Origin of the sequence: Pontibacillus sp. HMF3514 (assembly GCF_009858175.1) — a bacterium.
Taxonomy (GTDB): Bacteria; Bacillota; Bacilli; order Bacillales; family BH030062; genus Pontibacillus.
Genome location: NZ_CP047393.1, coordinates 333,788 through 356,140 on the forward strand (window position 1 = coordinate 333,788; position 22,353 = coordinate 356,140).

Below are 22,353 nucleotides of genomic sequence, written 5' to 3' on the forward strand. Positions count from 1 at the left end.
GTATACCTTTATTAAGGAGTTGAATATTTTGAAGAAGTTATTCTCAAGCTTTTGCCTTTTATTTTTACTAATTTCATGTTCGAATGATGCAGATTATAGTGAAAAAACATCTGTATCAAATAAAGCAGATTATAGTGAAAAAACATCTGTATCAAAGGATTTTAAAAAAGAGTTTGATCAATCAATTGCTCATTTAAAGGACATAATTGATCAGAATCAAAAACAAATAAAGGTATTGGAAAATAGAATAGCATCAAATAATCTAATTTTAACTAAACAATTTGATGTAGAAGTTTCTCAACTAAGAAAATTAGTAAATCACATTCCAGGTTTAGAGCACAAATATGGCTATATTAAAGAGATTAATCAAGAAAATTTATCAATGTATATAGAATTCGTCAATAAGAAAGCCGACAATAAGGCTCCAAATGGCTTTGAAATTGAAATGAAGGAAAGTAAAAGGGTTTCTGTATCAAGTAATGCTGATTTTTACGTACTTAATAGTAATGATTTGATTAAAATATCAGAAGCAGAGGAGCTACAGAATAAGGTAAATGAGCACAACCGATTATTTAACTTGTATTTTGTCAATAAAAAATTAATATTAGCTAGTGAACAATATTTACCGTAAAATACTAAGGGGTTTGTATTTAAATCAACTAATAAAAGTTTATTTCTTTAAGCATTAACTAAGGATAATTCTAAATTGAATTTAGCAATAAATAAATTGGAATAGAACAATGGCAAGAATATACACGGTGAATTTTGATACTTAAAACAAAGGGGTTAGAGTAATATAAATAGGAAATATACCTCGAATTCAAGTCTTCCGTAATGGGCGCTTACTTGGAACAAAAAGGGTTGGCATCTTTAGGAGAAGCTGTAGAATATAAAGTTAACTACTCAGTTCAATACCGTTAAAGATCTTATTGTAAATAATTATTTAAAACAGGTCGTTTCGAATAGTATTTGACTAAATATGGAAAATGATATATATTGAATTAAAATTTTGCGACGATGAGGATAAGAGTTATTGCAAACGGTTATCAGAGAGGGAAGGAATGCTGGGATCTTCCTAATGCAGTGTAGTAACTTACCACCTTTGAGCTGTATAGATGAAAGAAAAGTAGTTCATACCGTAAAGCTACGATACAGCATTACCAAAGCCATTCCTTAAAGGTAATGGAAAATTGGGTGGAACCACGGGTGAAACACTCGTCCCTTTATATGGGATGGGTGTTTTTTGTTTTGTTTGAGAGAAAGAAAAAAGAAAGGAGTATTTGATTGGTAAATTTAGAGGATATTGTTCGTGATTTGGATGCTAAATTTGAGATTGAACGGTTTGGAAAGGACCCTGCTTTTAGTAGGTTTATCCCTCAAGTTTATGCAGGAAAGGTAGATTGGAAAGAGAAATTTGAACCTAAATTTAACGAGCTATTTAATGGTTTAATGATAAAAGGTAATCCAAATGTACAAAATTTATTTTTGGCAGTTTTTCCAACAAAAGATGTATTGGAAAGTTTTATAAGTAAAGGAGCAGCTGGTGATTTATTGTTTATGCACCATCCTCTGTTAATGGAGTGTGGAGATCCAAACGGGAAATGGGGGAGAGGGTTCGTCCCGATCGATGAATCTCTTTTAGACCAAGTAATAAATAAGGGGCTTTCTATATATACTTGCCATGCGCCTATGGATTATCATAAAACTTTAGGCACAAGTCAAGCAATTGCGGAAGAAATGAAAGTAGAAATAACAGAAAGATTTATTCATAATGAAAGACATGACGATATTGGAATAATCGGAAACATAAAACCAACCCATACAGATAGCTTAATAAAACAACTTCAAAGTATTTTTGATATTCCTTATGTAGATTTTGAAGGAAACAAAATAGAGGTGAAAAAAGTGGCAATTGTTGCTGGTTGTGGTGATAAAACAAAGTGGATGCAAATCGCTGAGGATAGAGGAGTAGATGCTTATATCTCTGGTGAAATTCATTGCCATATAGATAATGATTACGGAAAGAAAAGATATGACGAAGTTAAAAACTATGCAAAACATACTAAAATGTCATTAATAGGTGTTTCGCATTCTGCTTCAGAGTATTTAGTAAAGAAAACTTTAATGTATCGTTGGTTTGAAAAGAATTTTAATTTTAAAAGCATTAATTTAATTCCCCAAAAAGAATGGTGGCTATAACTAATGGCAATATAATGGCATTTTATGATTTATCTCGAATTCAAGTGTTCATTTATAGGGCGCAATTCTGGAGTAAGGAAAGACCGTTTTTTATTTATCTTGATATATTATAACCTAGGTTTAACTGGATATTTGTTTGTTATAAGAATTGAATTAGTTGTGAGAAAATGTACTTATACTAACGGCTAGTTGAGTTAAAAAGAGAAGTACGAAATGTGGTGATGTTATGAATGATAATTCTTCCTATCAATGTTGTTTTTGTGATAAGAGGATAATATCAAAAAAACCAGATATTACTTCAATTATAGTAGTATCTAATTGGGATAAGGCTAGTGATACTCAGCAGGAACAACAAATGTTTTGTCATATGGAATGTTTGAAGAAATCAGTTTCAGACAATTTCCCTTTATATATCGCTGATTTAGAAGATTAAAATGTGTGAAAATGAATTTAAACTATTTGGTTAGGGTAAACGTTCATTTTGATAATTATATTGAATTCAAGTATTCAGTTAAAGGGCGCGTTTGTTTAAATAGGGTCATATTAACAGGATGCTGGAAAAATAATTGTTTTAGTCGATATACTAACTATGCAGTTACCTTGAGAAGTTAAATGGAAAAATCTATAGTAAACTTAGCTGACAAAGAGGTGTTCGTTTTGAAGTTACTAAAATTTATGTTTGGGGATATGAATAAAAGAAACTTATTTACTAAGGGTTTGTACATATTTTTAATATTATATTATTTTGGAGCGTTAGTTTGGAATTTGTATATTTTAATAGATGGAGAAAATTATCAGAATCCACCTAATTTGATCTTATTTATTCTGGTATTATTAATTGGGCCATTAGGTGTTCGGGCAGTGTATAAGAAGTTTAATAATATATTTTAAATTGGGATAATAGGCTATTAATTAATCCTTTACTGCTATTATCTCGAAATCATGTCTTCAGCAATAGGGCGCTTATGTGGAACTATGAAAGTCCATGAACATGCAGTCTAATGGGGAGTTCAATTAAGTATTAATTCTTATATAATTGAATAAAGCAAGTATTAAGTACACTCTCCAAGGTCATACTAGATTCAAGATTAATTGGATTATAACCTTGGGGAGTGAATTAGTATGCTTTTATCTGATGTATGGCATAAATATCAACTAGATAAAAAGATTGAAGGTTATTCACCTTTAACATTGAAATCGTATTGCTACCAGTACAATACACTACTGAGTCATTTTGGGGACGTTGAGGTGAATACTCTTACTACTGACCAATTAAAAAATTATTTGGTTGAAGAAGGTGAACATCTGAAGCCATCCAGTATGGGGCATAGAGTACGTTGCCTTAGATCTCTATTTAAGTGGACATATGAAGAAGGATTCATACAGATGGATCCAGCAACAAAATTGAAAGAACCTAAAATAGGTAAAAGAATCCCAAAGTTTTTATCAGAGTTAGAGATAGAACATTTGAGAGAAGCTTGCCATACTTCTATGGAAAATGCGCTATTCGAGTTCTTTTATTCTACAGGATGTCGTATAGGTGAGGTCGTAAAGTTGAATCGAGATGACATTAACTTTGCTACCAATTCTGTCATTGTTCATGGTAAGGGTGACAAGGAAAGAGAAGTGTACTTTAATACTCGCTGCTCTCTGTGGTTAAAAAGATATTTAGAAGAACGTGAAGATGAGTATGATTGCTTGTTCATTACAGAAAGAAGACCGAGGAAGAGAATGAGTATTGATAATATACGATACATTATTAAACGGATCTCTTGCCGAGCAGGTATCAATAAAAATATACATCCCCACCAACTTCGACACAGTTATGCAACACACATGATTAATAATGGGGCTCCAGTAGAAGTTATTCAAAGCTTACTTGGTCACGAGAAGAGTGAAACAACCAAGTTATACGCACAACTTAGTGGTAAGATGAGACATGATTTATATACGAAATACTTTTAAACACGTCATTGAGCGTGTTTTTTTATTTTAGTAGTAAAAAATTGAGTTTTAAGAATAGTTTTGAAATAATTGGTATTAAAATGAGAAAAGCAAATATACACATGGAGGAGGAGTTATTATAAATGAATATAAGACTAGCGGAATCAAAAGACATTGATCAACTAATAAGGATGAGGTGGGATAATACAATTGAGTTCGATGATAGTAAAAGACAATCTTCATATAATGATTTTGAAAGAGAATGTCGATCTTTTTTAGAGAACGCGATGAAAAATGGTGAGTGGTATATATGGGTAGCGGAAGAGGAAGGAAAACTAATATCTCACATTTACATAGAATTAATACAAAAAGTTCCAAGGCCTGGGAGAATAACATATCCATTTGCTTTCATGACAAATGTATATACTGTTAAACAGTATAGAAATATGGGCATTGGAAGCAAGATAATTTCTACAATTAATAAGTGGGTTAAGGAAAATAACTTTGAATTCATTATAGTATGGCCTAGCGATGAAAGTATTAATTATTATAAAAAGAATGGTTACGTCCATAGTACTGAACTAATGGAATATTTCCCTTCTTAATGTTGGAGATGGTTAAAATAAAAGTTGCTTTCTTTGATAGAGATGGAACAATAATTGAAGATTATCCTGACGAAAAATGGTCAAGTATAACTACTCCCGAATTTGTTTCAAATTCTATTAACACACTACAAAAAGTACAAAAACAAGGATATAAAATTATTATAATAACCAATCAATATTTAATTAATGAAGGTTACATAACATTGCAACAGTATGAGCAAATTAACAAGTTAATGATTGAGAGGTTATCTTCTCAGGGAATCAAGATTCTCGATGTATTTTATTGCCCTCATAGGAGGGATGAAGGTTGTAACTGTATTAAACCCCAGACTGGCATGATTCATAAAGCAATTAACAAATACTCTAATATAGATATAAATGAATCCTTTATGATCGGTGATTCTAAAGCAGATATAGATTTAGCCATAAACATGAATATGAAAGGTTTTGGAATAGGAGTAGATGCAATAGATCCAAGAATTAAAAAGCTTGATAATGTGAAAGACGTAATTAGTTACATATGATTTAAATTAAGCTTGAAAAGCCGCAATTTATCTTGAAATTGAGATTTCCGTTATCGGGCGCGTTTGTTTAATAACGCGTCTTTCTTACGGATCAAAAAAAAATAAACTTGAAGGATTTCATAATGAGTAACTTGAAATAAAATTAATAGAGGTGAAAACTGATGAAATTCAAATATTATAATGATACTGGAAGAAATGTAAGTATTCATCCGGGAACAAAGATTAACGGTACTATGTGTAGTATGGAGCATATCAAACCACAAGAAGAAAGAACATTTCATTTGCCTGAGAATACCTATCCGTGGGTGAAAATGTGGGACAACGGAAAGGATGAAGGATTAAGTATATTGGTATCACCCCAAAAAGATAAAGACTAATGTTTCTAAATAGTATTTGATCGAAGTAGCATGGAGTTAGACAAGTAAAGGTATATAATTGAAGAACCTATAGAAATTAGGTGGAAACTTGGTTAATAAACAAATAGTAAAAGAAAAAACTATTGCTATGATGGAAAAAGAGTTAGATGCACTCCTCAAAGCTAAAGGTTTTTCTAGAAGGAAGAACTCGACTAAATATCTAAGAAACTTTAAAGAGTCTTCGCAGGGTGTAGAATTAACTACAATAATAAATCCTAAATATCAATCGCATGCCGAAGCCCATCTATATCCTTGGATAAAAATAGAGGTTCCTAATGTTAATAAAATAGCCCTAAATATGGTGGGTGATGAAAAACTATTAGCTAATAAACCAGATATTACATTAAGGCAACCATTGGAAACCTTGATACCCAAAAGTTATCAAAAAAGGTTATTTTTTTATGAAGATGAAGGATATCTTCAAATTGGAGAGAAACTTAAATTCTATATGATCAATTGGGTATTTAATTTTCTTGATGAGGTTTCAACAGCAAAAGGAATTGTTAAGAGCTATGAAAATAAAGATGCTCGACCATTAAAATCTGACCAGTGGATAATTTATGTGACAGCTTCCTATATAAGTCTAGATGAATATGATAAAGCTAAGAAGGTCTTAGAGGACAATTTTTCTAGTATAGGAAAACAAAAAAGATATAGAGAAGCATTTAATTATTTGGATAAACTAAAGAAAAATAATTATTAATATATTTGTAAAACCTGGATAGTTTCAAGGCTTATTGGAGGCTTTGAAGAATATTATCTTTTAATTTATCTCGAAATCAAGTCTTCAGTGTTAGGGCGCGATTCTTTAATAAGAATTAGCGTCTTTTTTTATTTTCAGAATGTAAAGACAGAATAATTCCCTGCTCAATCTAATTGGGGAATTATGTTAAAATGGAGGGGCATTGTGAAAAGATGATCTTAAACTAAAGAAGCAGTATTGTTTAATAAAAAAAGGGGGGAGTCGATGCGAAAAGGTATTTATTTTGTGCTAATGGCACTTATTATAGTCTTATTGGGTGTATTGTCTATCAATCTATACCAAAAAAATGTAGAAGCTAAAAGTGCGATACTAAAAAAAGAATTACTTATCTTTCAAAACCACATAAGTGGTACTGTTAGAGCAGTTGATTCAAAGAATAATGTTCTTATGAAAGATACATTATTAAGATTAAATACATTTGAAACCTTCCATTCAAAATATATTGATACAAAACCTCAATTAGTATTATCGTCTTACGAACAAGGACTTCGATATTTACTTACTACTAAAACTTCAAACTATAATGAAATAAAAAATAATTTAGATATTATTTTTCAAACCGTAACCTCTTATGATGACGAGATATTAGACCAGGAACAATTTGAGAAAATAATTGATGAACTGTTACCACAGGTTGAAGAATTTCGAGATAAAGCAAAAACGTTAAGTGAAGAAGGATAGTACAATTTCATCTTTTGCTACCGGAGTGCGTTAGTGGAAGAACATATTTGTAATTTATCTCGAATTCAATTCTTCAGTAAACGGGCGCTTTCCTGGAATAAGGGGAGCCCCCTTTTTATTTGTCTTGATCATAAATATATCAGATCGCCTTCTGGATATTTATGTTAAAATATGAAGGGATTTAGATTTGGTGTTCTTCAACTAACGAGGCAGGATAGTTGAATAAGGAACACCGTATTTCCAGAAAGATTTAGCTTAAGAAACTCAGTGTATTATCTGAAATTTTGCTGATTTAGGAGGAGGTTTTTATGAAAGGAATTTTCGTATTTCTGTGTTCATCAATATTTTTAGTATTAGTAGGCTGTACTGAAGATTCTTCAGAAAAGGTATCAAATGAACTTGAGAACAAAACCAAAGAGCAACAAGCTTCACTAGAAGAGTATCAGGACGACTTACAAAAGGCAGAAGAAAAAAATCGTCAACTCGCAAATGAATTGGATACATTGAAAAATGACAATGAAATAAAAAATAGTGAGCTTCAATTCAAATCAAATAAGATTAACAGTCTTCAAGCACTCTTACAACAAACCTATGAGGTTATGGGGAATGAAATTGGTGAGAATAAAGCCTTTAAAATATTGGGTCTATTCAAACCAGAGAGTATAACGGAAGATTCTCAGGTTGGTGCTGTTACTGTGCAGAATATTAAAATGGAGAAACAGAATAAGGAAATTAGAAGATATCGAATTGATTTTAACGGGGAATTAGAATTAACTGGTACGGTGAGATTAGATGAAGCACATGGCGGATATGTATTCACAGTAAACAATAAGCATTTTAACCAAGTACCTCACACAATGTATGATATAACAAATGGAACAATATCCTTTAAAATTAAAAATGAAGAAGCATTTATAGAAGCTCTAGGAGAAGACTTATCAATTGGTGAGATCAAATCAATTCATGCTGTTTTTAAAAATTACAATTCAGTCTACATTGCAGAAAGTCACTCCTCTGATTATGCGACATTTGTTGAAATGATTTCTGATTAAATATGTTTATTTCACTAACGGGTGCGTTAGTTGAAGATCCTAAGTAAGATCATCTCGAATTCAAGTCTTCCGCAAACGGGCGCAAATCTTGAATAATGGTGTTTGCGCTCTTTATCTGTTTCCGGGCCATTATGTCGAAGACAAGGATTCAACATAATGCCTATAAATAATAAAGATTACATTCTATTTGTATGATATTATTTATGAAGAATTTGAGTATCAAAATAATGTGTTTGCTAATGGACAATACGCACAACATCACAAAAAGGAATGAGGGATATTGTGAATTCTAAACCAATTAAGATGCTCTTAGTATTATTGATCCTTTTCACTATTTCTTGTTCAGGGGAGACATCAGAGAAAGTAGTATCCAACTATTATAATATGATTAAGCAAGAAAAATATATTAAAGCTACATCTTATATGACATTTGAAGAGTATGAAGAAGTTTATATAACTAAAGAAGATTATATTTCCGACCTAGAAAAGGAAGCAAAAAACGGCTTTGAGCTAATAGATTTTGACATTTTAACAAAAAAAGATAATGATGGATTACATTTTGAAAGAGTGGATGGTGAATATAAAAAAATAGAGCCTGAAAAGCGGATAAATATTTTTGTGATAGCTAAAGAGCAAAGGGAGTTGGAAGGAACAAAGAATCAATTATATGAACTTGAACTAATTCAAAGAGGTGGGAAATGGAAAATTGCAGGTGTCAGTAAACAGATTTTAGGAGCAATACCTTTTGAACTAAGAAACATTTTTAATAACCCTCAAGATGTCGAGAATTATGAGTTTGAATCTAAAACATAAAGCATACATAACTATATCGAATTCAAATCTTCATTTATAGGGCGCTACTCTTTAATAAGAATTAGCGTCTTTTTAGTATTTTCGGAACGTAAAGGAAGAAGAATTCTCTACTCAATCTTGTTGGATAATTATGTTAAAATTGAGTAGCATTGAGAAAAAAAGTGTAAAATTCACGGATTGCTAATTAAGCGTTAGGGGTGATGAACATCAAAAAGAGTTTGAAAATCTACATTATCTTATTATTAGTCCTAGCAGGTTGTTCTGACAGCAACCATAATGAATACAAAATCGTTGTAGAAAACCTAAAAGGCGTAGGAGATTATGGCAACTCCAAAGTGATAACAAATGAAGAACAAGTACAGGAAGTAATAAAGATTTTAGATGATACACTTTGGAATGATATTAAAGTATCTGGATCAGGTCCTACCTACACTCTCCATGTACAAAGTTTAAAAAAGGAAAATGTCAGGAAGTTTAACGAATATTCGATTTATATCATAAAAGATACAAACATTATTGAGATGGTTAGGGGGCAAAATGAAGGGTATATCAAAAAGTCGGGAGAAGATGCAAAGACCTTAAAAAGAATCCTTAATAAAAAGCCTTTCGAAAAAGAGAGCTAGAAATGAATGGTTCGATTTTAAATTTTAAGGAAAGTTTATCTCGAATTCAAGTAATCAGCAATCGGGCGCGATCATTGAATAAATGGTAGCGTCTATATTTTTAGTTAACATCCCTAAATAAATTGATATTTATGCTAATATGTGTGGAGATTGTGAAAGACCGTACCCTAATGTAAATAGATTGCTTTACTAAAGAAGTAGTTATGGAGTAAATTTGCAAAACTCACAAAAATAGGAGGAATACAGAAATGAAATTCAAAGTTTTGGGGCAATATGTCGTCTCCCTTTTAATCGGGATAGTATTAAGTTACATATTGCTAGCGATTGCTCACGGACCAGAAATAATAGAGAGCTGGATACCCTTGATAGCTGGTCTAGCAAGCTTACCACTATCAATTTTAGTATTTAAATGGCGAGAACAAAATGACGCATATGAGGAAGATGAAAAGGGATAAACCGATGAAACTTGCATGTATCCAAGATTGTGAAATACTTAAAGTATCGGGAGCGTTTGTTGAAGACTCTTATTAAAGATAAAATGTCTTCTTCTAATAAGATAATTTCATACAAGACCTATTCGACTGGAATATAAAAAATAAAGTCGCATAAGAATGCGACTTTTCATTTTTAATCTATTTCATTTTTATCCTTACTTAAAACAATAATCCTGTATTTGTCCTCACGTATAGATTTATTTTTTTCATTACTTTGGATAAATACATTGATTTCTGAGCGAATTTCATCAGCTATTTCTGAAGCATCAGAATCATTTGCATCCAATGATGTTTTGATCTTGATTTGTAGTGGGTAGGGATGGAAAGAATAAGCAAAACCAATTACAGGTAAGTGTTCTGCTTCCATCAAAGCACGCCCAATGTGGCTAATTGCATTTGTTTTTTCCCATCGTTTCTCCTGTTCTCTAGCAATCTTTTGTACCTGTCTAACATCTAACTTAACTTTATCCTCATATGATTTTGCTTCTTTTTTAAGAATATCTTTTAACTGTTTGATTCTAGTTTCTGATTCTGGCACTGTTACGTTTACAAACACACCTTCCGTATCATTTATTCTAACTGATACGGGGAACAATAATTCATATCGTTTTTCCTTCAAGCGTTTCTTCAAAGTGTTTTTAAGTTTTTTAGCATCCTCCATATTTTGTTTCCATTCTTTTGATTCTTCGGGGCTTATCTTGGATTGACTTTCTTCCTTTTCATAACGTATTGCTTTGACAGTGTACTCCTGAAAACCATTATTTCCTAGATGTTCCTCGATATTTTGTGCTATATCTTCATAGTCTCCAGAATATCCTTTTAGTTTCACACTCACTTCCTTTGTTTCAGTCATTATATTTAAATCCTTAAGGTCTGTGCCGTTCCTTTCAACGATAGGGACCACAAGCTCCAAGATTTTTTCCATTTCCTCTCTGTTTTGCTCTTCTTCCTTAATAAAATGACTAATGAGAGGAATATTGGCAAAGACATTACTCATGTATGGTACAAAAAGCTCAAATGAAAATAGTATGATGAAAATAGCAGCAACTGAACTATACAGTAATTTACGAGATTTATTCTTTCTTTTATTAAGATTATTAAGGCCATAGAATACCTTATCTTGATGTTCTTCAGTGAACTTCATTTTTTTCACTTGCTTAGGGTACTTCCAATTATTCTCCAAGGACCATTCCTCCTTTCATGTATTCCTTTAAGTTTCTTCTTGCTCTATGAAGTCTACTTTTCACAGTATTAGAATTTACATCTAGAACATCAGAAATTTCATCTACCGTTAACTCCTCATAATAATAGAGGATTATAACTTCTCTTAACTTTACAGAAAGCCTTAACACCTTATGAAATAACTCCTCGCTTTCTTCTTTTTCTAAAACTTCAGTAGCAACAGATCGCATGTTATGTTCATACTCTACTTTCGTCATTGACTTGGGAATTAATTTCCGAAAAGCCCAACTTCTTACATAATCCTTGCAATAATTCACAGTAATCCTATATAACCAGGTTTTATAAGAGGAACGATTATCAAAGTTATGAAGGGATTTATAGCAACGTATAAAAATTTCTTGTGAAAGATCCTCAGCTAGCTTCTCTTCTTTAACGTAAGTAAAAGCAACTCGGAGAACCATATCGCCGTACTTTTCCATTAAGTCTTTTAATATATCTTGATAAGTATGATCATCTTCCATATCCTTCCCTCCTCTTTCATCATGTTAGACGAGAGCAAAGTTATTTCCGTTCCCTTAAATTTAAAAAAGTAATTAAAAGAAGGATGCTGTTTTATGAAATGAGTATTTCTGAATATAATGGAGTAACTGTATCATATATGTCATTGGTTTAGCGCATTTTGATTTGTGAAGTTATGCTTCTATAGAGTATGAAGTAAAAGGGGGGCAGTGGAAGAAAAGTAAATATCCCTCTTAAAATTTCAGGTATTAGGTACCTCATTAATATGTAAGTACAAAATAAACAGAGTGAAAGCGCCTTTTAAAATGGGGATAGTGATGATACTTACAATGTAAAAGGAAGGAAAATGGAAGTAATATCTAGAATTGAAGGGTTGATATCTTACCGTTTGATGGAGCCGTCGGAGAATTTAGGAGGGAGAAATAAGTGAAAAAAATAATTTTAGTAGTCTTTGCTCTCATATTAGGGTTTTTATGGTGGCATCAATATAAAGAAAACAAAGAATTTATGGACAGTTTATTACTGCATCAACCGATTGAAAGAAGTCAAGTCCATATTGCTAGGGTGTGGGAAGCGAATAATAATGAGAAAATAATTCAAAAAGAAGAATTAAACAAAATAATAAGTTGGTTTAATGATTACCCCGCAAACAAAATAGCTGATCAATCTAGGATTGATGGGACTTCTCAAAATTCTAAGGTGAAAGCGGGAATCAATATTGAACTGAAATCGGGATATAAAATTAAGATATTTTTTGTAAATGGGGATTCTATTTATGTAACAAGAACCGATATTAAAGGCGGTATGCAAATTACTTACTCTTTTCTTGAAGAAGCATCTAAATTAGAACATTATTTTGAAGACTCTTTAGAACAATAAAAAGGCTTTTTGTAAACTGACGGATGCTGAGGGAAGATCCTAATGGTGATATCTCGAAATCAAGTCTTCATGTTTAGGGCGCATACCTGGAAGAAAAGGTTGTGCGCTCTATTATTATGTTTGGATCACATAAAATTAAATTGAAATATATTGTTATTGTGTTAGAATATTACAATGTGTTTTTTCTGAAAATTTTAACTATAACTGTTACTTATGTAATACCTGACACCTGTTGACTGTGTTTTTTTAGTAGCACGAGAACGTAAGTTTATTATCGAAATAAGGAGGTAAGTTTCATGAAGAAAATAAAGAGGAGTGATCTGCGATATGAAGCTATATTCTCATAAACCTGAAGGGTATGAGTGTCCATTTTGTCGTATTGTTTCAGGTATTGAAAAAGATAATAAAGGAACGAAGCAAAGAGACATCATTTATCAGAATAAATATGTAACTGCATTTATTGCTAGCAAATGGTGGCCAAACAACAAAGGGCATGTCCTTGTTGTTCCTAATGAACATTTCGAGAATATATATGAACTTACAGCAGAAATGGCTGCTGAGATTCATCGTGCTGCTCAAATGACAGCGTTTGCAATGAAACACACATATGGGTGTGATGGAGTTTCTACTCGACAACATAATGAGCCTGCTGGTAATCAAGACGTATGGCATTATCATCTTCACGTTTACCCGAGATATGAAAACGACAACCTCTATCTAACAAAAGGATCTTATACCGAACCAGATGAACGTCCTTTCTATTCAGAAAAGTTACGTTTGGGGATAGAAGAACTTTTAGCTAACCAGGAGTGATCTTAAAATTCACTATAAGGGGACGATCGTAATGAACATTAGAAATTCTGCAAAAGGCATTATAATAAAAGGAAATAGGGTGTTACTTACAAAAAACAAAGATAAAGAAGGGTTTTTTTATCTTTGTCCTGGTGGTGGTCAAGAACATGGTGAAACACTACATAATGCATTAAGAAGAGAATGTATTGAAGAAGTTGGATACGATATAAACGTAGAAGAACTCTTACACATACGAGAGTATATTGGAAAGAATCATGAATACTCGACATTTGATTATGATGTTCACCAAGTTGAATACTATTTCACTTGTGAATTGAGGGATAATGTAAATTACAAAGAACCTATCAACCCTGATAAACATCAAATAGGGATAGAATGGGTGGATGTCACCGAATTGATGCAATATAGGCTATATCCTAAAGAGATAAGAACACATATCGTTAAGCATTTTAATAAAGAAAAATCCCCCATTTATCTAGGAGATGTTAATTAACTTAATAAGCTAAGGGGCTATGGTGAGAGATGAGGGGGTTGTTGAGATGGAAATATTATTGATTAGACATGGAGAATCTGAAGCTGATATTTTAAATGTTCATGAAGGTAGAGCTGATTTTTCCTTAACGGATTTAGGTAGACAACAAGTAAGTTTAATGGCTAAGAAAGTAAAATTAGAATTTCCACCAGATTTTATTTGGGCAAGTACGCTACAAAGAGCTAGTGAGACAGGAGAACTACTTTCAGAAACAGTTAATTGCCCAGTAGAGTATGAAGAACAATTAATGGAGTTTAATAATGGAGTCCAAGCAGGACTAAGCTTTGAAGAAGCAAAAAAATATCCCAAACCCCAATATTTGCATGAACGATATAGAGAGGGGGAATCACATATTGAATTTAGAATGAGGATAGAAAGTATATTTTCAGAAATAATTTCTGTTAATAATTACAACCGAATTGCAATAGTTGCTCATGGTGGTGTTATAAATTGCATACTCCGTTCATTTTTTGGAATGGGGATATCTAAAGATTACTATTTTAAATTAGGGGACACTAGTATTAGTTTTTTAGAATTAGTAGAGCGAAATAAAATTGTTCATTTTATAAACAATATTTCTCACTTAGATCCCTTAAAGCAACTAAGATAATCTAATGAAGAAAGTAAATTTTAGCCGAAAATGGGAGGGGAATTATGGACAAGGTAATACATGATATAGCCAATCTGTTAACCAATAAAGAACAAAAAGTAATCATTGGGATTTCGGGTCATGGTGCTTCAGGAAAGACAACTTTTTCAAATAAACTTAAAAAGATTTTGGGGCGAAATGATGTGAATTATATTAATACCGACCCGTATATTATCGGTTCTCACCTTAGAAAGTACACTACTATTGACTATGAATATAAAAATGAGCATCATCAATATAAAATGACGGCTTGTCATCCCTCAGCTCATAATATAAAAGCATTAGAAAGAGACATCAATATGATGAGAGATGGTTTAAATTTTTACACAATAGGAACTGATTATATGGAGAGCACTTTAATTTCTTCACAAAACAAAATAAATATTGTAGAAGGGATGAGCGTTGCATTTATTAATCCTAATTTATTAGATTTAAAAATTTTCTTATATACTGGTGGAGATACCGAGTTAAATAGAAGAGGTGTTAGAGATGTTTCGGAAAGAGGGACAAACATCAATTATTTAAGGCAATCTCATGAAGAGCGTAGAATTCAATATGAGTTATTTATGCACCCTTACCATCAAAATTTTGATGTTGTTTTAAAAAATTCCAACGTAAATTTTCTTATGGAAAAAGGTGATTATCTAATTAACCGGTTTTAATTAGATATGGAATCAGAAGTGTTAATAGTGCTGGAAAATTGTAATAATCAATGAAATAAAGCCAAGTAACTAAATAGAGATATCTCGAATTCAAGTGTTCCACATAAGGGCGCTTTCCTGGAATAATCTATAGTGCACTTACTTTAAATTGAAAACAATTGAAGAAGAGTGGTAATTTTTTAATTGAGGTGTTTCATTTGAGTATAGAAAAAAATGATATGATTACAATTGATGTATCTACTATTAATACAGTACAAGAGTTACATATATTATTAAAAAAAGCCCTTGAATTTCCTGATTTCTATGGTGAGAACTGGGATGCTTTTTGGGATGCAATAACTGGACTTATTGATCTACCAATGAAGTTACAGTTTATTGGATGGTCTAATCTTGAGGATAAATTCCCTTCTGATGCCAATATATTATTAGAATGTCTTACTGAATTTAACGAAGAATTTCCCGAAGAGAAAAGGTTATTCTTATTTCACTAAATGCTACTAAGATGAAATATACTATTAAGAATATCTCGAATTCAAGTGTTCCGTTAAAGGGCGCAAATCTAGAATAAACAGTAAATGGACAGACCGTCAAATCCCCCCCTAATGATGAAAGGGGGGAAATGTAAACAATCTCTAGAATATTGATATATATTAGTTACGGCAAAACAAAATATATACTAAGTGAGACAAGACTCATGGAATCCTGCTAAACATGCTTAACTTATGCTTCTCATGAGTTTTCCAAACTTGTTAGAAGCCTTTTTCTTCATTTCCTTTGTCACATGACGATATATAAGTCTGGTAGTATCGTCATCAGAGTGTCCCAAGCGTTCCATAATATCCTCTATTACAACCTCTGCTTCTGCCAGTAATGATGTGTGAGTGTGGCGCAAAGAATGCGGAGTTAGGGTGTCACTTAATCCTGATAATTTTAGTAACCGCTCCATTCGGTCTTCAACTGTTTTAGTAAAGATAGGGTAACCAGGGTGTCTTTCTAGTTTGGCAAAGACAAAGTTTTGATCGGCATACGCATCTCCTAAACGCTTTTTGGCCTTTTCCTGTGAACATTTCAGGATTTCAAGTGCACTTATTACATCCTCTTCAACGGCAATCGTTCGTGCAGATGTAACTGTTTTAGGTGTGCCTAAAGTAAATTGAACCGTGTTATTATTTGGGTTGTAGTATGTTTTAATAATTCGAATTGTATGTTTGTCAAAGTCAATATCGTCCCATTGCAGTGCGACCAGTTCCCCTACACGCATCCCAGTGTAAGAAAGTGTGAGGAAAATAGGAAAGTCCATCTCTAACCCCTGTTTAGCAGCTGTTTTTAAGAATAAAGCGAGTTCTTCTTTTTCCATGTATTTTGGGATATCCTGTTCCTTTAATTGTTCGATGGTCTTCTTTTTCTTTTGTAAAACAACAAACTGAGTGGGGTCTTTTTTTATTAACTCCTTTTGAATAGCTTTCTTGAAAATCATTCTTCCGGTGCGATGGATACCATCTACAGTATTCGGAGCATAATGTTTTTTAAGGTCTTTTATTGCATCTTCATATTGGTCTGATTTGATATTTTTAAGTCTCAAATAAGCAAAGTAGGGCATTAACTTTTCAATTTCATGTTGTCTAACACGTATAGTGCCTGGCTTAACTTCCCGTTCTTCGCAATATAAAGATAGCCATTCTGGTGCGAAGTCCTTGAACAATTTATTACTTTCATCAATATATGTTTCATTTTTTACTTCATAAAGGAGTTCCCTAGCGGCAGCTTCTGCTGCTGCAAGGGTGCTAAAACCACTTCTTTGTCTTTGCCTTCTCTTACCAGTCATTGGATCTGTACCAATATCAATGGTAAAAGCATATTTAGCCCCGCAAGTACATCGACTAGATTCCTTTCCACATACACAATCTCTTCTATAGAAAGATCCTTTCATCATAAACAACCTTTCTTTTCACTTTAATTCGATTTTTGAAGGGATTTAACCTCACTCGGACGCATGCCTATATGGGAAATAATGAATAATATGGCATAAATCTTTTTTCTTCTTGAATCAGTATCTTTCACTTCTATAACTCCCTTTCTTTAGGAAAACTTAATATTGAATTTTGGTGAATCAATTTTATGAAAAGTTAAGGTAGCGAAAATAACAAATAGTGGCTGGTTAGTTGTCCGACCTTTCTAGTTGTTACTAACCCTAGCCTATCTTTGTTCTGTTTTCTTCTCTTTCTGTTGTTTAATCCACTGCTTTAAATCAGCTTTTTCAACTCTTTTAGAAATTCCAATTTCAAAGTTTGGAATACCACCGTGCTCAACATGGATTTGAAATAACTCATATACCCTTCTTCTAGATATCCCTAAGTATGCGGCAATGTGCTTTGCTTGCAATGTTTCTGGCAATGATTCCCATGTTGTGAATTCTTCTGTTCTGTTCATAAGTTCCCTCCTGTAATCAACAGAAAAAACCCCACAGATGTGGTAGAAAGACATACTGCGCCCAAGATAATAAGATCATAGATTTCAATCTTATTCCTTGGATTGGCAGGTTCTTCCTGATCCAATCTGTGGGGTTTATCCCATTTGATTTATATTATATTTTGTTTGAAAATTTTTGAATAACTTATGTTACATACTATAAAATGTCGAACTTCTGTTTGTCAAGAATTATTTTTGAGCGGAAAGTATATTGTCTCAATTCTATATCCATAAAAAAGAAATAACCCACCCTGTAATCTGGTCGATTTAGATGGGGTTATTTCTTCTCCCGTAAAAGCCACTGCATTTATTGGGATAAGCATAACTAAATATTGAAATGAAATTAAAATAACAAGATATATGGATGTTGAATCTTCTTCTTGTTTTATGGTTAAAACCAAATAAATACTAGAAACAAAAATTAATCTATGAATCTGTTGCCTTCTAAATGTTAATTTGTGTATAATAAAATCAAAGGGGAACTAAAGTATCTCCTGTATCCAAAAATACAAAATTAAATATCTTATATAAAAAGAGGGAGCACCTCTATTTGACAGATACCTTATATGGTACCTGCAAATAGAGGTGCTTTTCTTTTTGTAAAAAGGAGGGGGAAAATGCAAAAGGTTCCAACCAGCACAGACGATAAATTGTTAAAGGAAGTTCTACAATTAAACACAAAAAAGCTCTTTAGGATTAGTGAAGATGGAAATAATTCCCTTGAAGTTGCTGGTTTCGGAAGAAAAAAACAACAAATTGACAAAGTAAAAAAACTTTTAACAAAAAAATGTATAAAAGTGGAAAGCGTTGTTAAGAATGATGGAAAAGCTAATGTAGTTGAGGAGCTGATTTCCATTCTTAACAATGTGAATATCCAATTAGATGGGGTTATTAATAATCGGAAGGTTGAAAAGTCTAAAAATCTTGGTGAAAAAGGGGTAACAGAGTTTTTATTAACGAGATATTTATCCAATATATCTTCAAGAATTTTGCGTGACTTTTTAAAGGGATATAGGAAGATTAAGCCTGCTGCATTATACAGGTTAATAAATTCAATCATTGAATTTGAAGAAAAGCTCTCCGTTAAGTACAACAAAGATCCTAATGACTTAACCGAGAAGCAACTAGCAGATAGTGAAATCATGAAGAGCATGGTAACAAGTGGATTCTTCGCTAGGAAATATGAGCACCTTTATACCTTTATAGATCCAGCTAACACTATTGAAATCAATCACAAGGCAAAAACTAAAAATAAACTAGAACATGCGATAACGAATCTATACCTAAAGGATCTCCAGAGACGTAATGCATCTAAATCAAGAGTTGATAAGATGAATCAGCAAGTTAAGCATCACTTTAAATGGCTGTTAAGTTACAGGGAATTTGAAGGATACACGATAAATAGTATTCCTGTCTGGCTTGTAACTAGAGAGCATCTAATAGAATACAAAAACTACTTAATTAGAGAAAGTAAGGTAGGAAACACAACGATTTATACGAGTAATCGCCGCTTTAAGGATATAAAAACGTACTATAAGCGCTTATATGAATTAGAGCTTATAAAAGAAAACATAGGAGAGCATCTACCAAACATTAAAGCGAGTGATTATTTTTATAGAAAGTTACCTAAAGATCAAGAATTAGAAGCACTTTTTAACGCTATTACAATCTACTCTGATGATCCTGATAAAGATCGATTATCCTATGCTTTAATGCTATTGCTTGGTTTTAGAATGTGTGAACTTCACCGGATAAATTGGGAGGATATAAACCTTTCCTTGAGGACACTTGTTGTTCATTCCAAAGGAAAAAACACTCATATCTTACCAATACCAGACGAAATTTACGATCTTTTGAAGAGTATGGAATTTTTTGAAAAAAAGGGGCCTATTTTTAGAAGACCGAATGAAAAAGAGGGTACCTTCCGTAGTAGGTTTGTGGAGAATTTTACTCTATTTAAGACTTTAGCAAACTGGAATATAGATGGCGGACCTCATATGTTAAGACACTGTTATATCACAAACCTTGCCCGGAACAATGTTAGTTTAATCGACATTAAGACTTTAGCTAGACATGATTCATTAGTAACCACTTCAAAGTATATTCATTTTTATTCAAATGAACTTAGAGAAGCCCTTGATCAGGTGAAGATTGGGGGTACTAAAACATGGCTGCTCCAAGACAGAAATTAAAGAACGTTGAGTTAAACGAACAATTAAATGATTTAATCGGAAAGTTTGGCACAAAACTTGTAGAAAAACAGTTAAAAGAAATGGGATTAGCAAACAAAGAGATGGAGGCACCAAAACCAAAAGCAATTCCTACATTAGATGAAGCCGAAGATATTTTTTACAACTCTTCTACTTCATACTATATGCATAAAAGAGAAGTGACCAGAAAGGGATATAAAAGTGAATTAAAGACTTTTAAAAATTTTTGCAAAGAAAATTTACCAAAAAAGTCAAGAACACTCATTACCGAGATATTTAAGCCGGACTTTCTTAGTGAATATATTAATCAATATAAAAATGGTGGCACTAGAGATAAAAAGATAACTTTTCTGCGAGTTTTTCTTAAATCGGTTGCACTAGATATCTTTGATAAAAAGCAGATTAATAACCTTCTGAGAAATACGCTTAAAGTTTCGGGGAAAAATGCAGAGAATGATGTTCCAAAGGCGCTAACTCCCAAGCAGGTAGAGTTCCTTTTCGAAACTGTTAAAGAGACGACATCTGCTATAAGGAATTATACGATTTTGTGGGTGTTGATTGGATCAGGGATAAGGGTAAACGGTTTGGTGAACCTTCGAATTGAAGATGTTTGTTGGGAGGACCAAGCTATCATGGTCATTCCAAAAGGGAAAGAGACTAAAGAGAAATTTTATATGACACCAGTATCATTTGAAGTACTTACTCATTATATTGAATTTCGACATGGCAACAAAAAAAAGGAACTTTCGAAAGCGAAGTATGAAAGTATATTCATATTCTCTTCCAACACCAATAGCAGAGCTATTGCAACAAGTACAGTTCGAGAAATGATGAAGAGCTTAAAAATGAAGGGTGTCCAAGCTAATATATTTTCTGAGGACGACACGCTTTCACCACATATTATGCGACATACATTTGCTCTGTACGCGTTGGAATCCGGCATTGATATTTATAAGATCCAAAAACTACTAGGACATGATTCTGTTGATACAACTCAAACGTATCTACGACTATTTTCACATCAACTCAAAGAAGAGTTGAAAAAGCATAGGTATGCAAATGTAGAATTAGAGTTTATGACTAATAAGGAGGCCTTATATGGAAAATTTAGTTCTTGATTCGGTCTATTATGATAAATGGTATAGACTAGCGAATTTAAAAGACAGTTCTAAAGAGCGGATGAAAATACCCCTAAAAGAACTTGGAAACTTTATTAGGGAGTTTGGTTACAGTGGTGCAGAGTTAAACTTTGATAAATTTTATTATTCGGAAGAGGATGATGGCTACGAACCGTTAGACCTTGATTTTGTTGAAAGTTATGTTGAATTCCTTAAAGACAATAAAACAGAACAATCCCTGCGCTCGCACTTCAGTGCAGTAAAAAGTTTTTTCAACTTTCTTGAAAGTATGGAGATGATTGAGGAAAATCCTTTTGGAAGATATCCAACTTCTTTTCATAAACAGACCTTAAAAAATCGGGCACTAAGCCCTGATGAAAGTGATAGTCTATTACAAGCAGCCGCATTGCTTGATCCATTTTTTCTTCAGTATGCTGTATTAATTCTTACATGCTTAACTTGTGGGCTACGATCAAGAGAGCTATGTAATTTAAAGCTCTCGCAAGTTAATTTTGATATAGGAACGATCGTAATCAATAAAGGACAGAAAACCTTTGCTGGTTCAGTTCACATGTTACCATCCTTGTTAAAGTATATGAAGGCTTACGTTGAACACCCATACTTTTTAGAATGGCTTGGACAAGAGAGGGATAAAGAGCTATTTTTCATGGATAGCAAGCCACTAACAAATCAAAAGTTGAATGGATTAATCAAAAAAATAGCAGAAAAAGCGAACATTAAACGAAATGTCACTTCTCATGATTTACGAGCAACTATGTGTTATTTAATGTATCTTGAGGGTTACCCCATTCACATAATCCAAAGGCAAATGAGGCATAAGAAAGAATGGACTACACTTAGTTACTTACCTATCAAGAACAGACTTACTTAACAGGAGTGATGTAAATTGCTTCAGATAAATCTTGAAAATAATTTATCGCCTTTAGTTGAAATCAAGTAAAAGCTCAAATATAGTTAAGATAGATCAAAATTAATTAAGCAAAGAAATGCATTGTTTCTAGAAGAACTAGGGCGATGGATTAGTGACCTCACTATCCGTCTGCCCTTTTTTATTTGTTATTTTTCAACTGGTGTAACAATTGAAAGGGGTGATTCATGGAAAACAATAGATGCTTCATACATGTCAAAATACGCGTTTGAGAGTAAAGCAAAACTTGAATTAAGAGTTACATTAAATATAAAAAT

Annotated in this window: 26 protein-coding genes; 22 read left to right on the forward strand and 4 right to left on the reverse strand. The window is 32.5% G+C overall.

The genetic code is table 11. The annotated features are described in order from the left end of the window. Positions 1-28: 28 nt before the first annotated feature. The 13 genes from GS400_RS01895 (at position 29) to GS400_RS01955 (ending at position 10,075) form a co-directional block, all read left to right on the forward strand. Entirely contained in the window at positions 29-631 is a 603-nt protein-coding gene (locus tag GS400_RS01895; RefSeq protein WP_160098564.1) for a hypothetical protein, read from the forward strand. 653 nt (positions 632-1,284) lie between these two features. After that, positions 1,285-2,199, forward strand: a complete 915-nt coding sequence (locus tag GS400_RS01900) for a Nif3-like dinuclear metal center hexameric protein (protein WP_160098566.1) — start codon at positions 1,285-1,287, stop codon at positions 2,197-2,199. Between the two features lie 226 nt (positions 2,200-2,425). Then, positions 2,426-2,632 (forward strand): hypothetical protein, encoded by a 207-nt coding sequence (locus GS400_RS01905; RefSeq protein WP_027447685.1) that lies wholly within the window; start codon positions 2,426-2,428, stop codon positions 2,630-2,632. 689 nt (positions 2,633-3,321) lie between these two features. Continuing rightward, the gene (gene xerA / locus GS400_RS01910) at positions 3,322-4,164 is read left to right on the forward strand and encodes a site-specific tyrosine recombinase/integron integrase (RefSeq protein ID WP_027447683.1); all 843 of its coding nucleotides are present in this window, start codon (positions 3,322-3,324) and stop codon (positions 4,162-4,164) included. Positions 4,165-4,286: 122 nt separating this feature from the next. Beyond that, entirely contained in the window at positions 4,287-4,748 is a 462-nt protein-coding gene (locus GS400_RS01915; protein ID WP_027447682.1) for a GNAT family N-acetyltransferase, read from the forward strand. Positions 4,749-4,756: 8 nt separating this feature from the next. Beyond that, positions 4,757-5,272, forward strand: a complete 516-nt coding sequence (locus GS400_RS01920; protein WP_231566660.1) for a D-glycero-alpha-D-manno-heptose-1,7-bisphosphate 7-phosphatase — start codon at positions 4,757-4,759, stop codon at positions 5,270-5,272. A gap of 161 nt (positions 5,273-5,433) precedes the next feature. Beyond that, positions 5,434-5,649 (forward strand): hypothetical protein, encoded by a 216-nt coding sequence (locus GS400_RS01925; protein WP_027447680.1) that lies wholly within the window; start codon positions 5,434-5,436, stop codon positions 5,647-5,649. Positions 5,650-5,737: 88 nt separating this feature from the next. Further along, entirely contained in the window at positions 5,738-6,391 is a 654-nt protein-coding gene (locus GS400_RS01930) for a hypothetical protein (protein WP_036843975.1), read from the forward strand. Between the two features lie 264 nt (positions 6,392-6,655). Continuing rightward, entirely contained in the window at positions 6,656-7,132 is a 477-nt protein-coding gene (locus tag GS400_RS01935; protein WP_027447694.1) for a hypothetical protein, read from the forward strand. A gap of 308 nt (positions 7,133-7,440) precedes the next feature. Continuing rightward, positions 7,441-8,184: an OmpH family outer membrane protein gene (locus GS400_RS01940; RefSeq protein ID WP_027447695.1), complete on the forward strand. Its 744-nt coding sequence runs from the start codon at positions 7,441-7,443 to the stop codon at positions 8,182-8,184. A gap of 384 nt (positions 8,185-8,568) precedes the next feature. Beyond that, on the forward strand, positions 8,569-8,997 hold the full coding sequence (locus GS400_RS01945) for a hypothetical protein (protein ID WP_160098568.1): 429 nt from the start codon (positions 8,569-8,571) through the stop codon (positions 8,995-8,997). A gap of 200 nt (positions 8,998-9,197) precedes the next feature. Beyond that, complete coding sequence (locus tag GS400_RS01950) at positions 9,198-9,620, forward strand: hypothetical protein (RefSeq protein WP_036843669.1); 423 nt, start codon at positions 9,198-9,200, stop codon at positions 9,618-9,620. A gap of 248 nt (positions 9,621-9,868) precedes the next feature. Then, positions 9,869-10,075, forward strand: coding sequence for a hypothetical protein (locus tag GS400_RS01955; protein WP_027447697.1), 207 nt, complete (start codon positions 9,869-9,871; stop codon positions 10,073-10,075). 172 nt (positions 10,076-10,247) lie between these two features. Here the strand turns inward: GS400_RS01955 and GS400_RS01960 are convergent, their stop codons facing one another. Both GS400_RS01960 and GS400_RS01965 read right to left on the reverse strand, forming a co-directional pair. Then, a complete protein-coding gene (locus tag GS400_RS01960; RefSeq protein ID WP_027447698.1) occupies positions 10,248-11,297 on the reverse strand; it encodes a DUF4030 domain-containing protein in 1,050 nt (349 codons plus the stop codon). After that, positions 11,287-11,817, reverse strand: a complete 531-nt coding sequence (locus GS400_RS01965) for a sigma-70 family RNA polymerase sigma factor (protein WP_027447699.1) — start codon at positions 11,815-11,817, stop codon at positions 11,287-11,289. The genes GS400_RS01960 and GS400_RS01965 overlap by 11 nt, the downstream gene beginning before the upstream one ends. Before the next feature lie 424 nt (positions 11,818-12,241). Here GS400_RS01965 and GS400_RS01970 point away from each other — a divergent pair, with 424 nt between their 5' ends. The 6 genes from GS400_RS01970 (at position 12,242) to GS400_RS01995 (ending at position 15,841) form a co-directional block, all read left to right on the forward strand. Then, complete coding sequence (locus GS400_RS01970; protein WP_027447700.1) at positions 12,242-12,694, forward strand: hypothetical protein; 453 nt, start codon at positions 12,242-12,244, stop codon at positions 12,692-12,694. A gap of 327 nt (positions 12,695-13,021) precedes the next feature. Next, the gene (locus tag GS400_RS01975) at positions 13,022-13,507 is read left to right on the forward strand and encodes an HIT family protein (RefSeq protein ID WP_027447701.1); all 486 of its coding nucleotides are present in this window, start codon (positions 13,022-13,024) and stop codon (positions 13,505-13,507) included. A 31-nt stretch (positions 13,508-13,538) separates the two neighbouring features. After that, positions 13,539-14,000, forward strand: a complete 462-nt coding sequence (locus tag GS400_RS01980) for an NUDIX domain-containing protein (protein WP_027447702.1) — start codon at positions 13,539-13,541, stop codon at positions 13,998-14,000. A 46-nt stretch (positions 14,001-14,046) separates the two neighbouring features. Continuing rightward, positions 14,047-14,649, forward strand: coding sequence for a histidine phosphatase family protein (locus GS400_RS01985; protein WP_027447703.1), 603 nt, complete (start codon positions 14,047-14,049; stop codon positions 14,647-14,649). Positions 14,650-14,693: 44 nt separating this feature from the next. Continuing rightward, positions 14,694-15,350: a uridine kinase family protein gene (locus GS400_RS01990; protein WP_027447704.1), complete on the forward strand. Its 657-nt coding sequence runs from the start codon at positions 14,694-14,696 to the stop codon at positions 15,348-15,350. A 197-nt stretch (positions 15,351-15,547) separates the two neighbouring features. After that, positions 15,548-15,841, forward strand: coding sequence for a barstar family protein (locus GS400_RS01995; RefSeq protein WP_027446302.1), 294 nt, complete (start codon positions 15,548-15,550; stop codon positions 15,839-15,841). A gap of 224 nt (positions 15,842-16,065) precedes the next feature. On the opposite strand, the gene GS400_RS02000 is transcribed toward GS400_RS01995, so the two are convergent. Both GS400_RS02000 and GS400_RS02005 read right to left on the reverse strand, forming a co-directional pair. After that, entirely contained in the window at positions 16,066-17,283 is a 1,218-nt protein-coding gene (locus GS400_RS02000; protein ID WP_231566565.1) for a tyrosine-type recombinase/integrase, read from the reverse strand. Positions 17,284-17,546: 263 nt separating this feature from the next. Beyond that, positions 17,547-17,780: a helix-turn-helix domain-containing protein gene (locus GS400_RS02005; protein ID WP_027446304.1), complete on the reverse strand. Its 234-nt coding sequence runs from the start codon at positions 17,778-17,780 to the stop codon at positions 17,547-17,549. Between the two features lie 656 nt (positions 17,781-18,436). Here GS400_RS02005 and GS400_RS02010 point away from each other — a divergent pair. From GS400_RS02010 to GS400_RS02020, 3 genes are read left to right on the forward strand one after another with little or no spacing between them, the layout of a single operon-like run. Beyond that, the gene (locus tag GS400_RS02010) at positions 18,437-20,011 is read left to right on the forward strand and encodes a tyrosine-type recombinase/integrase (protein WP_027446305.1); all 1,575 of its coding nucleotides are present in this window, start codon (positions 18,437-18,439) and stop codon (positions 20,009-20,011) included. After that, the gene (locus tag GS400_RS02015) at positions 19,987-21,147 is read left to right on the forward strand and encodes a tyrosine-type recombinase/integrase (protein ID WP_027446306.1); all 1,161 of its coding nucleotides are present in this window, start codon (positions 19,987-19,989) and stop codon (positions 21,145-21,147) included. Before GS400_RS02010 ends, GS400_RS02015 begins: the two co-directional genes overlap by 25 nt. Continuing rightward, positions 21,128-22,039: a tyrosine-type recombinase/integrase gene (locus tag GS400_RS02020; protein ID WP_027446307.1), complete on the forward strand. Its 912-nt coding sequence runs from the start codon at positions 21,128-21,130 to the stop codon at positions 22,037-22,039. Before GS400_RS02015 ends, GS400_RS02020 begins: the two co-directional genes overlap by 20 nt. Positions 22,040-22,353: the final 314 nt, after the last annotated feature.

Excerpts from the sequence above, each read along its gene's own strand:
- GS400_RS01905 (WP_027447685.1), top strand. The coding sequence starts at position 2,426 with ATGAATGATAATTCTTCCTATCAATGTTGTTTTTGTGATAAGAGGATA.
- xerA (WP_027447683.1), top strand. The coding sequence starts at position 3,322 with ATGCTTTTATCTGATGTATGGCATAAATATCAACTAGATAAAAAGATT.
- GS400_RS01915 (WP_027447682.1), top strand. The coding sequence starts at position 4,287 with ATGAATATAAGACTAGCGGAATCAAAAGACATTGATCAACTAATAAGG.
- GS400_RS01920 (WP_231566660.1), top strand. The coding sequence starts at position 4,757 with ATGGTTAAAATAAAAGTTGCTTTCTTTGATAGAGATGGAACAATAATT.
- GS400_RS01925 (WP_027447680.1), top strand. The coding sequence starts at position 5,434 with ATGAAATTCAAATATTATAATGATACTGGAAGAAATGTAAGTATTCAT.
- GS400_RS01935 (WP_027447694.1), top strand. The coding sequence starts at position 6,656 with ATGCGAAAAGGTATTTATTTTGTGCTAATGGCACTTATTATAGTCTTA.
- GS400_RS01940 (WP_027447695.1), top strand. The coding sequence starts at position 7,441 with ATGAAAGGAATTTTCGTATTTCTGTGTTCATCAATATTTTTAGTATTA.
- GS400_RS01945 (WP_160098568.1), top strand. The coding sequence starts at position 8,569 with ATGATTAAGCAAGAAAAATATATTAAAGCTACATCTTATATGACATTT.
- GS400_RS01950 (WP_036843669.1), top strand. The coding sequence starts at position 9,198 with ATGAACATCAAAAAGAGTTTGAAAATCTACATTATCTTATTATTAGTC.
- GS400_RS01955 (WP_027447697.1), top strand. The coding sequence starts at position 9,869 with ATGAAATTCAAAGTTTTGGGGCAATATGTCGTCTCCCTTTTAATCGGG.
- GS400_RS01965 (WP_027447699.1), bottom strand. The coding sequence starts at position 11,817 with ATGGAAGATGATCATACTTATCAAGATATATTAAAAGACTTAATGGAA.
- GS400_RS01975 (WP_027447701.1), top strand. The coding sequence starts at position 13,022 with ATGAAGCTATATTCTCATAAACCTGAAGGGTATGAGTGTCCATTTTGT.
- GS400_RS01980 (WP_027447702.1), top strand. The coding sequence starts at position 13,539 with ATGAACATTAGAAATTCTGCAAAAGGCATTATAATAAAAGGAAATAGG.
- GS400_RS01985 (WP_027447703.1), top strand. The coding sequence starts at position 14,047 with ATGGAAATATTATTGATTAGACATGGAGAATCTGAAGCTGATATTTTA.
- GS400_RS01990 (WP_027447704.1), top strand. The coding sequence starts at position 14,694 with ATGGACAAGGTAATACATGATATAGCCAATCTGTTAACCAATAAAGAA.
- GS400_RS02000 (WP_231566565.1), bottom strand. The coding sequence starts at position 17,283 with ATGATGAAAGGATCTTTCTATAGAAGAGATTGTGTATGTGGAAAGGAA.
- GS400_RS02005 (WP_027446304.1), bottom strand. The coding sequence starts at position 17,780 with ATGAACAGAACAGAAGAATTCACAACATGGGAATCATTGCCAGAAACA.
- GS400_RS02010 (WP_027446305.1), top strand. The coding sequence starts at position 18,437 with ATGCAAAAGGTTCCAACCAGCACAGACGATAAATTGTTAAAGGAAGTT.
- GS400_RS02015 (WP_027446306.1), top strand. The coding sequence starts at position 19,987 with ATGGCTGCTCCAAGACAGAAATTAAAGAACGTTGAGTTAAACGAACAA.
- GS400_RS02020 (WP_027446307.1), top strand. The coding sequence starts at position 21,128 with ATGGAAAATTTAGTTCTTGATTCGGTCTATTATGATAAATGGTATAGA.